The sequence below is a fragment of the Mesorhizobium sp. M0019 genome (genome assembly GCF_040323975.1).
In the GTDB taxonomy this organism is placed as follows: Bacteria; Pseudomonadota; Alphaproteobacteria; order Rhizobiales; family Rhizobiaceae; genus Mesorhizobium.
The window spans coordinates 51494-61720 of sequence record NZ_JAMYVK010000043.1; the positions used below are offsets into that span (position 1 = coordinate 51494).

Sequence of the window (10227 nt, forward strand, 5' to 3'; positions counted from 1 at the left end):
CCCGCGCTAGATGCAAGGGGTTTTCGAGGACCCCGAAAAGGAGAACGGCATGAACCAAGAGGTCATGAATCTCTTCAATCCCCAGGCGCCTGCGCAGGTGTTCGATTCCATCCGGATCTCGCTTGCCAGCCCTGAGAAGATTCTGTCCTGGTCGTTCGGCGAGATCAAGAAGCCGGAGACCATCAACTACCGCACCTTCAAGCCGGAGCGTGACGGCCTGTTCTGCGCGCGCATTTTTGGCCCGATCAAGGACTATGAGTGCCTGTGCGGCAAGTACAAGCGCATGAAATACAAGGGCGTCATCTGCGAGAAGTGCGGCGTCGAAGTCACGCTGTCGCGCGTCCGCCGCGAGCGCATGGGCCATATCGAGCTGGCGGCACCGGTCGCCCACATCTGGTTCCTGAAGTCGCTGCCGTCGCGCATCGGCACGCTGCTCGACATGACGCTGAAGGACATCGAGCGGGTCCTCTACTTCGAGAACTACATCGTTACCGAACCCGGCCTCACCGCGCTGAAGGAGCACCAGCTGCTCAGCGAGGAAGAGTACATGATGGCCGTCGACGAGTATGGCGAGGATTCGTTCACCGCCATGATCGGCGCCGAGGCGATCCACGACCTTCTGGCCGGCATGGACCTCGAGAAGATCGCCGGCGATCTGCGTTCTGAGCTGGCTTCTACCACCTCCGAGCGCAAGCAGTAGAAGTACCTGAAGCGGCTCAAGGTCGTCGAGAACTTCATGGAATCCGGCAACCGTCCGGAATGGATGATCATGAAGGTGGTTCCGGTGATCCCGCCGGATCTGCGTCCGCTCGTCCCGCTGGACGGCGGCCGTTTCGCCACGTCGGATCTGAACGACCTCTATCGCCGCGTCATCAACCGCAACAACCGCCTGAAGCGGCTGATCGAGCTGCGCGCGCCCGGCATCATCGTGCGCAATGAAAAGCGCATGCTGCAGGAAGCCGTCGATGCACTGTTCGACAACGGCCGCCGCGGCCGCGTCATCACCGGCGCCAACAAGCGTCCGCTGAAGTCGCTGTCCGACATGCTGAAGGGCAAGCAGGGCCGGTTCCGCCAGAACCTGCTCGGCAAGCGCGTCGACTATTCCGGCCGCTCGGTCATCGTCACCGGTCCGGAGCTCAAGCTGCACCAGTGCGGCCTGCCGAAGAAGATGGCGCTCGAACTGTTCAAGCCCTTCATCTACGCCCGTCTCGACGCCAAGGGTTACTCCTCGACCGTCAAGCAGGCGAAGAAGCTGGTCGAAAAGGAGCGTCCGGAGGTCTGGGATATCCTCGACGAGGTCATCCGCGAGCATCCGGTGCTTTTGAACCGCGCGCCGACGCTGCACCGCCTCGGCATCCAGGCGTTCGAGCCGATCCTGATCGAAGGCAAGGCGATCCAGCTTCACCCGCTGGTCTGCACGGCCTTCAACGCCGACTTCGACGGCGACCAGATGGCGGTCCACGTGCCGCTGTCGCTGGAAGCGCAGCTTGAAGCCCGCGTGCTGATGATGTCGACTAACAACATCCTGCACCCGGCTTCCGGCGCGCCGATCATCGTGCCGTCGCAGGACATGGTTCTCGGTCTCTACTATCTCTCGATCGTCAACCAGAACGAGCCGGGCGAGGGCATGGTGTTTGCCGACATGGGCGAACTCCAGCACGCGCTCGAGACCAAGGCGGTGACGCTGCATGCCAAGATCAAGGGGCGCTTCCGCACGGTCGACGCCGACGGCAAGGTCGTGTCGAAGATCTACGACACCACGCCTGGCCGCATGATCATCGGCGAGCTGCTGCCGAAGAACCACAACGTGCCCTACGAGACCGCCAACCAGGAGATGACCAAGAAGAACATCTCCAAGATGATCGACACCGTCTACCGCCATTGCGGTCAGAAGGAGACGGTCATTTTCTGCGATCGCATCATGGCTCTCGGCTTCAGCCATGCCTGCCGTGCCGGCATTTCGTTCGGCAAGGACGACATGCTGATCCCGGACGCCAAGATCAAGCTGGTCTCCGACACCGAGGCTTTGGCCAAGGAATACGAGCAGCAGTACAATGACGGCCTGATCACCCAGGGCGAGAAGTACAACAAGGTCGTCGACGCCTGGGCCAAGTGCTCGGAAAAGGTCGCCGACGAAATGATGGCCCGCATCAAGGCGGTCGAGTTCGAGGACAACGGCCGTCAGAAGCCGATGAACTCGATCTACATGATGTCGCACTCCGGTGCGCGCGGCTCGCCCACCCAGATGCGCCAGCTCGCCGGCATGCGCGGCCTGATGGCCAAGCCTAGCGGTGAAATCATCGAGACGCCGATCATCTCGAACTTCAAGGAAGGCCTCACCGTGCTCGAGTACTTCAACTCGACCCACGGCGCCCGCAAGGGTCTGGCCGACACCGCCTTGAAGACGGCGAACTCGGGTTACCTGACGCGTCGTCTTGTCGACGTGGCGCAGGACTGCATCGTCAACTCGCTCGACTGCGGCACCGACAAGGGCCTCACCATGCAGCCGATCGTCGATGCCGGTCAGGTCGTCGCCTCGGTTGGCCAGCGCGTTCTCGGCCGCACCTCGCTCGACGACATCACCCACCCGGTCACCGGCGAGGTTCTGGTCAAGGCCGGAACGCTGATGGACGAGCGTGACGTGGAACTGATCGAAAAGGCCGGCGTGCAGTCGGTCCGTATCCGTTCGGCGCTGACCTGCGAGGTCAGGGTCGGCGTCTGCGCGGTCTGCTACGGACGCGATCTGGCCCGCGGCACTCCCGTCAACCAGGGCGAAGCTGTCGGCGTCATCGCGGCGCAGTCGATCGGCGAGCCGGGCACCCAGCTCACCATGCGTACCTTCCACATGGGCGGCACGGCGCAGGTGGTGGATTCCTCGTTCCTTGAAGCCTCCTATGAGGGCAAGGTCGAGATCCGCAACCGCAACGTGGTGCGCAACTCCGACGGCCAGCTGATGGTCATGGGCCGCAACATGGCGGTGCTGATCCTCGACGAAGCCGGCAAGGAACGCGCCACGCACCGCGTCACCTACGGTTCGCGCATCTTCGTCGACGATGGCGACAAGGTGAAACGCGGCCAGCGCATCGCCGAGTGGGATCCTTATACCCGCCCGATCCTCACCGAAATCGAGGGCAGGGTGGCATTTGAGGATCTGGTCGATGGCATTTCCGTTCAGGAAACCGCCGACGAATCGACCGGCATCACCAAGCGCGAGGTCATCGACTGGCGTTCGACGCCACGCGGCAACGACCTCAAGCCGGCGATCGTCGTCCAGGATGCCAAGGGCAAGGTCGGCAAGCTGTCGAAGGGCGGCGACGCCCGCTTCCTGCTCTCGGTCGAGGCCATTCTTTCGGTCGAGCCGGGTGCACAGGTTCGCCCCGGCGACGTGCTGGCGCGTATCCCGATGGAAAGCGCCAAGACCAAGGACATCACCGGCGGTCTGCCGCGTGTGGCCGAACTGTTCGAGGCACGCCGTCCGAAGGATCACGCCATCATCGCCGAGATCGATGGCACGATCCGCTTCGGCCGCGACTACAAGAACAAGCGCCGCATCATCATCGAGCCGCATGACTCGACGCTTGAGCCGGTCGAATACCTGATCCCGAAGGGCAAGCCGTTCCATCTCCAGGACGGCGACGTCATCGAGAAGGGCGACTACATCCTCGACGGCAATCCGGCGCCGCACGACATCCTGGCGATCAAGGGCGTGGAGGCGCTTGCCTCCTACCTCGTCAACGAAATCCAGGAGGTCTACCGCCTGCAGGGCGTGTCGATCAACGACAAGCACATCGAGGTGATCGTTCGCCAGATGCTGCAGAAGGTCGAGATCACCACGCAGGGCGATTCGACCTACATTCCGGGCGACCACGTCGACGTGATTGAGCTGGAAGAGGTCAATGAGCGCCTGGTCGAGGAAGGCAAGAAGCCGGCCGAAGGCCAGCCGGTGCTGCTCGGCATCACCAAGGCCTCGCTGCAGACGCCGTCCTTCATCTCGGCCGCTTCCTTCCAGGAGACGACGAGGGTGCTGACCGAAGCTGCGGTTGCCGGCAAGACCGACATGCTGCAGGGGCTGAAGGAAAACGTCATCGTCGGCCGGCTGATCCCGGCCGGTACCGGCGGTACGATGAGCCAGATCCGGCGCATCGCCACCTCGCGTGACGAGTTGATCATCGACGAGCGCCGCAAGGCGTCCGGCGTCGAGGTCGCCGAGCCGATGCTGACCGACATGGTTAACGCGGCGCAGTAAGCGCGCAAGCAAGAGAAGATAGAAAAGGGGCCTAAGTGGCCCCTTTTCGCATTTTGGTTCCTCAATCGGATCGGAGAAGAAACGATGAGCAGGAAGATCTGGGCTTCTGTCGACGACTACATTGTCGAAGCTCTTTTCGAGGCGGATCCCGCTCTTGATGCCGTTCTGGCGGCCAACGATGATCAGGGCCTGCCGCCTATCGACGTTTCCCCGGCACAAGGCAAGCTGCTCTCACTTCTTGCGCGAATGCAGGGAGCGAAGAAGGTACTCGAAATCGGCACGTTGGGCGGTTATTCGACAATCTGGATGGCGCGAGCATTGCCGATGGACGGCAAGGTCGTGACGCTCGAGCTTGATCCGCACCACGCCAGTGTCGCGCGGTCGAACTTTGAACGGGCAGGGGTGTCGGGCCGGGTGGAACTGCGGGTCGGACCGGCGCTTCAATCGCTTGCGGCCTTAGGCGCCGAGAATGCCGGGCCGTTCGATTTTATCTTCATCGACGCCGACAAGCCGAACAACCCGCACTATCTGTCGTGGGCCATGCGTCTTTCGAGGCCGGGGACCGTCATCGTCTGCGACAATGTCATCCGTGACGGCGCGGTGGTGAATGAAGATGGTCGCGACGCCAATGTCGAAGGGGCACGCGCGGCGTTCTCGTTCATCGGCAGCGACAAACGTCTGGAAGGCACCGCGATCCAGACTGTTGGCGCCAAGGGCTATGACGGCTTTGCAATAGCGATCGTCAATTGATTTTGTGCGGTGCGCCGACCAGACCTGCGATCCGGCCGGCGCCCACTCGTCAATCGAAAAAAGCTTCCACCACATTGCGCTTGCCCAGCATGAAGGCGTCGGCGACGTGCTGCAGGGGCGCGAGATCGACGTCGGAGGTGCCGGCGCGCACGATCTCGGCAAAGCGCTTGTAGAGCATCGGGTATTCGGCTTCCGGCTCCTCGTGAACGACGCGGCCATCGATGGCGAGCTTTGAGCCGCCGCCAGAAAGCACCATCGATCCGGCCTCGGTATCGGCCAGGATGTCCCAGCTTTGCGGGCCGGTCTGACGCCAGTCGAGTTCCATCGTCACCGGCAGACCGTTCGAAGTGCGGAAGGCGATATGGGCGGCGATGGGGGCCGCGCGGTTTTCGGGGAAATCGAGTTCTGCCGAGCTGATAAACATCGGCGGCAGGATGTGGGTGGCGATCGACAGCGCGTTGATGCCGGGATCGAAGACGCCAAAACCGCCGGGAGCCCAGATCCACTCCTGGTTCGGATGCCAGCGGCGCACGTCTTCCTTCCAGTTGATAGCGGCCGACCTTATCGTTGTCGATCCAAGGAATGCGCGCGCAGCTTCGACGGCCGGCGCATAGCGCGAGTGCCAGCTGGCGAACAGGCAGACGCCGTTCGCTGCCGCCAGCGCCTTCAGGTCTTCGACCTCGCTGACCGTGGCGCCTGGCGGCTTCTCCAGGAAGACATGTTTTTTCGCCGCCAGCGCCAAGCGCGCGGCGTCGTAACGAAACTGCGGCGGCATGCACAGCGACACCGCCTCGAGCTCCGGCACCGAGTCGAGCATCGCCTCGATCGTCGGGAAATTCGGGATGTCTTCGACTTTGCCATGCCGGCTCGCTGCGGCGACCAGGCGATAATCCTGGTCCTTCGCCAGCGCCGGCAGATGCTGGTCGCGGACGATCTTCCCCACGCCGACGATGCCGAGCTTGATGGGATTAGAGGACATGGGAGCTCCGCAGGTTGAGTGTACTTGGTTTTGCCAGAGGTCGCTTCTTAGCAGAGAACTTGTGCCGGGCAAGTCGCCGGGCTTTTGTCGCCGGCCCGTGAGATCGACCGCGATTCAGATCTCTTCAGATCGGCACATCGAACGTCACGATCGACACTTCGCCTTCGAGCGCGCCCTGATAGGCGGACAGATGCGGCTCCTCGTCGGGCACGCCGTCCATGTCGCCGATCTGGTCGAGCTCGGCCTCGGCATAACCTTCGGCGGCAAGCGATTCGAGAGCGCGGCGCACCGCCGAATCGTCGTCCGGCGCGACCAACATCACATGCACGCCTTCCGGATTGCCGCCTTTGCGCTTCCACACCCGGCCGGTAATAATGGTGACCGGGCGCTCCTCATTGTCATTCACGGGTTCGTACCTCCGGGCGAGGGGGTTTGGGCTGCTCATGCCGCCTTTTCGCACGAAGCACGGCCTGGAAACAGCGGCAAGCCGGTCACTTTCTGGCTTCCTCTTGAAAAACGGCGCAAGAAAATTACATGCGCTTTTCGCATGGCTGCCAAGCCTCGGGTTCAGCGCAATATTTGCCGCTCCGGGGTTGACGGACAGTGGCCATACGAGTAGAAGCCGGCCAGTCAGAACCGATGTGAGGCTCTTGCTTCCGAAGCGACACGCTTTGGAGTTTGCCTCAAACAGGGTTCGTTTTACGAGCGAAAAGACATTTCCGGCGTGCATGAAGCGGCTTCCGCTTCCTCTGCCATTTGTTCGGGCAAGACCGCGAGGCGCGGTTTGTGGCCCGAATTTGCGTATGGAAGTGACGCTTTGAGCGGCCCTGACCGGGCGAGATACGGAATTGAGAGACAAGAGGGTTTAATGCCTACCGTCAACCAGCTGATCCGCAAGCCGCGCATTGCGCCGGTGAAGCGCAACAAGGTCCCGGCCATGCAGCAGAACCCGCAGAAGCGGGGCGTCTGCACGCGCGTCTACACCACGACGCCGAAGAAGCCGAACTCGGCGCTGCGCAAGGTGGCCAAGATCCGCCTGACCAATGGTTTTGAAGTGATCGGTTACATCCCCGGCGAAGGCCATAACCTTCAGGAGCACTCGGTGGTGATGATCCGCGGCGGTCGCGTCAAGGATCTTCCGGGCGTCCGTTACCACATCATCCGCGGCGTGCTCGACACGCAAGGCGTGAAGAACCGCAAGCAGCGCCGTTCGAAATACGGCGCCAAGCGTCCGAAGTGACCGAAGCGTAGCCAAGGTCGTTCCGGGCGGCGTCAAGCGACGATCCGGGATCCAGGCCACCGCGTAGAATTGAGGCAGAGAAAAAATGTCCCGTCGTCACAGTGCAGAAAAGCGTGAGATCAATCCGGATCCCAAGTTCGGCGATCTGATCGTCACCAAGTTCATGAACGCCGTCATGTATGACGGCAAGAAGTCGGTTGCCGAGACCATCGTCTACGGCGCGCTCGACCAGGTCCAGTCCAAGACCAAGCAGGAGCCGGTCACCGTCTTCCATCAGGCGCTCGACAATGTCGCGCCGCATGTGGAAGTGCGTTCGCGCCGCGTCGGCGGCGCCACCTACCAGGTTCCGGTCGACGTGCGCCCCGAGCGCCGTCAGGCATTGGCCATCCGCTGGCTGATTGCCGCCGCCCGCAACCGCAACGAGACCACTATGGTCGACCGCCTCTCCGGCGAGCTGATGGACGCGGCCAACAACCGCGGCACCGCCGTCAAGAAGCGTGAAGACACCCACAAGATGGCAGAAGCCAACCGCGCTTTCGCGCACTACCGCTGGTAAAGCGCGAACGAGACTGAAGAGGCACCTCCCATGGCCCGCGAATATAAGATCGAAGACTACCGCAATTTCGGTATCATGGCGCATATCGACGCCGGCAAGACGACGACCACCGAGCGCGTCCTCTATTACACGGGCAAGTCGCACAAGATCGGCGAAGTCCACGACGGCGCTGCCACCATGGATTGGATGGAGCAGGAGCAGGAGCGCGGCATTACCATCACGTCCGCCGCGACCACGACCTTCTGGAAGGGTCGCGACGGCAAGATGCACCGCTTCAACATCATCGACACCCCCGGCCACGTCGACTTCACCATTGAAGTCGAGCGCTCACTGCGCGTGCTCGACGGCGCCATCGCGCTGCTCGATGCCAACGCCGGTGTCGAGCCGCAGACGGAAACCGTCTGGCGTCAGGCTGACAAGTACCGCGTGCCGCGTATGATCTTCTGCAACAAGATGGACAAGATCGGCGCCGACTTCTACCGCTCGGTCGAGATGATCGGTTCGCGCCTCGGTGCACATGCCGTCGTCATGCAGCTGCCGATCGGCGCCGAGACCGAGTTCAAGGGTGTCGTCGACCTCGTCGAGATGAACGCGCTGGTCTGGCGCGACGAGACGCTGGGCGCTGCCTGGGACATCGTCGAGATCCCTGCCGACCTCAAGGCTCGTGCCGAAGAATACCGCGAGAAGATGATCGAGGCCGCCGTCGAAATGGACGAAACGGCGCTCGAGAATTACGTCGAAGGCAAGATGCCGAGCAACGACGAGATCCGTGCGCTCATCCGCAAGGGCACGATCGCGGTGAAGTTCTATCCGATGTTCTGCGGCTCGGCCTTCAAGAACAAGGGCGTGCAGCCGCTGCTTGACGCCGTCGTCGAATATCTGCCGTCGCCGGCCGATGTCCCGGCCATCAAGGGCGTCGACGCCAAGACCGACGCCGAGATCGAGCGTCATGCTGACGACAACGAGCCGCTGTCGATGCTTGCCTTCAAGATCATGAACGACCCGTTCGTCGGTTCGCTCACCTTTGCCCGCATCTATTCGGGCAAGCTCACCAAGGGCATCTCGGTCGACAACACCGTGAAGGGCAAGAAAGAGCGCATCGGCCGCATGTTGCAGATGCATGCGAATTCGCGCGCCGACGTCGAAGAGGCGTTTGCCGGCGACATCGTCGCCCTCGCTGGTCTCAAGGACACCACCACCGGCGACACGCTCAGTGATCCGCTGCATCCGGTCATCCTCGAGCGCATGGAATTCCCCGATCCGGTCATCCAGATCGCCATCGAGCCGAAGACCAAGAACGACCAGGAAAAGATGGGTCTCGCCCTTCACCGCCTGGCCGCCGAGGATCCGTCCTTCCGCGTCAAGACCGACGAGGAATCGGGCCAGACGATCATTTCCGGCATGGGCGAGCTTCACCTCGACATCATCGTCGACCGCATGCGCCGCGAGTTCAAGGTCGAGGCCAATGTCGGCGCGCCGCAGGTGGCCTACCGCGAGACGATCACCCGCAAGCACGAGCAGGACTACACGCACAAGAAGCAGACCGGCGGTACCGGCCAGTTCGCCCGCGTCAAGATCCTGTTCGAGCCGAATCCGGAAAGCAGCGAATTCGAGTTCGAAACCAAGATCGTCGGCGGCGCTGTGCCGAAGGAATACATCCCCGGTGTCGAAAAGGGCATCAACAGCGTCATGACCTCGGGCCCGTTCGCCGGCTTCCCGATGATCGGCGTCAAGGCGACGCTGATCGATGGCGCCTATCACGACGTGGACTCGTCGGTTCTGGCCTTCGAAATCGCCGGCCGCGCCTGCTTCCGTGAAGCAGCCCCCAAGCTTGGCGTGCAGTTGCTCGAGCCGATCATGAAGGTCGAAGTGGTGACGCCGGAAGATTACGTCGGCAGCGTTATCGGCGACCTGAACGGCCGTCGCGGCCAGATCCAGGGCCAGGAAGCCCGTGGCGTGGCTGTGGTCATCAACGCGATGGTGCCGCTCGCCAACATGTTCAAATACGTGGACAACCTTCGCTCGATGAGCCAGGGCCGCGCGGCCTACACGATGCAGTTCGACCACTACGAGCCGGTCCCGACCGCGGTCGCCCAGGAAGTCCAGAAGAAATACGCGTAACTCGAAACGAGTTGCATCAGTAACTTAATTCAAGGCCCGCACGGGCTGGCAGGAATGGAGAGATCACATGGCAAAAGGTAAATTCGAGCGCACTAAGCCTCATGTGAACATTGGCACGATTGGTCACGTCGACCATGGCAAGACGTCGCTGACGGCGGCGATCACCAAGTATTTTGGCGAATACAAGCGCTACGACCAGATCGATGCGGCGCCGGAAGAGAAGGCGCGCGGCATCACCATCTCGACGGCACACGTCGAATACGAGACCGCCAACCGCCACTATGCCCATGTCGACTGCCCCGGCCACGCCGACTATGTGAAGAACATGATCACCG

The 10227-nt window shown here is 62.1% G+C and carries 7 protein-coding genes and 1 pseudogene; 6 read left to right on the forward strand and 2 right to left on the reverse strand.

Annotated features, from left to right (window positions below):
* The first annotated feature begins 49 nt into the window (after positions 1-49).
* Together rpoC and NKK47_RS26040 are read left to right on the forward strand one after the other, a co-directional pair.
* Positions 50-4246: pseudogene (gene rpoC, locus NKK47_RS26035) on the forward strand (DNA-directed RNA polymerase subunit beta').
* Between the two features lie 84 nt (positions 4247-4330).
* Positions 4331-4996, forward strand: coding sequence for an O-methyltransferase (locus NKK47_RS26040; protein WP_352578771.1), 666 nt, complete (start codon positions 4331-4333; stop codon positions 4994-4996).
* A 49-nt stretch (positions 4997-5045) separates the two neighbouring features.
* Here the strand turns inward: NKK47_RS26040 and NKK47_RS26045 are convergent, their stop codons facing one another.
* Entirely contained in the window at positions 5046-5975 is a 930-nt protein-coding gene (locus tag NKK47_RS26045) for a Gfo/Idh/MocA family protein (protein WP_352578772.1), read from the reverse strand.
* A gap of 124 nt (positions 5976-6099) precedes the next feature.
* Positions 6100-6381, reverse strand: a complete 282-nt coding sequence (locus NKK47_RS26050; RefSeq protein WP_352578773.1) for a transcriptional regulator — start codon at positions 6379-6381, stop codon at positions 6100-6102.
* A gap of 462 nt (positions 6382-6843) precedes the next feature.
* Between NKK47_RS26050 and rpsL the strand changes: the two genes are divergently transcribed.
* From rpsL to NKK47_RS26070, 4 genes are all read left to right on the forward strand, one after another.
* Positions 6844-7215: a 30S ribosomal protein S12 gene (rpsL, locus tag NKK47_RS26055; RefSeq protein WP_006333356.1), complete on the forward strand. Its 372-nt coding sequence runs from the start codon at positions 6844-6846 to the stop codon at positions 7213-7215.
* An 85-nt stretch (positions 7216-7300) separates the two neighbouring features.
* Positions 7301-7771, forward strand: a complete 471-nt coding sequence (gene rpsG, locus NKK47_RS26060; protein WP_008875664.1) for a 30S ribosomal protein S7 — start codon at positions 7301-7303, stop codon at positions 7769-7771.
* A gap of 30 nt (positions 7772-7801) precedes the next feature.
* On the forward strand, positions 7802-9892 hold the full coding sequence (gene fusA / locus NKK47_RS26065) for an elongation factor G (protein WP_352578775.1): 2091 nt from the start codon (positions 7802-7804) through the stop codon (positions 9890-9892).
* A gap of 67 nt (positions 9893-9959) precedes the next feature.
* Positions 9960-10227, forward strand: a 268-nt coding sequence (locus tag NKK47_RS26070) for a GTP-binding protein (protein WP_352578776.1), incomplete at its 3' end; no start/stop codon positions are given.

What these genes read in the sequence shown, in the direction of transcription:
- rpsL (WP_006333356.1), top strand. Translation starts at nt 6,844, where the DNA reads ATGCCTACCGTCAACCAGCTGATCCGCAAGCCGCGCATTGCGCCGGTG.
- NKK47_RS26045 (WP_352578772.1), bottom strand. Translation starts at nt 5,975, where the DNA reads ATGTCCTCTAATCCCATCAAGCTCGGCATCGTCGGCGTGGGGAAGATC.
- rpsG (WP_008875664.1), top strand. Translation starts at nt 7,301, where the DNA reads ATGTCCCGTCGTCACAGTGCAGAAAAGCGTGAGATCAATCCGGATCCC.
- fusA (WP_352578775.1), top strand. Translation starts at nt 7,802, where the DNA reads ATGGCCCGCGAATATAAGATCGAAGACTACCGCAATTTCGGTATCATG.
- NKK47_RS26040 (WP_352578771.1), top strand. Translation starts at nt 4,331, where the DNA reads ATGAGCAGGAAGATCTGGGCTTCTGTCGACGACTACATTGTCGAAGCT.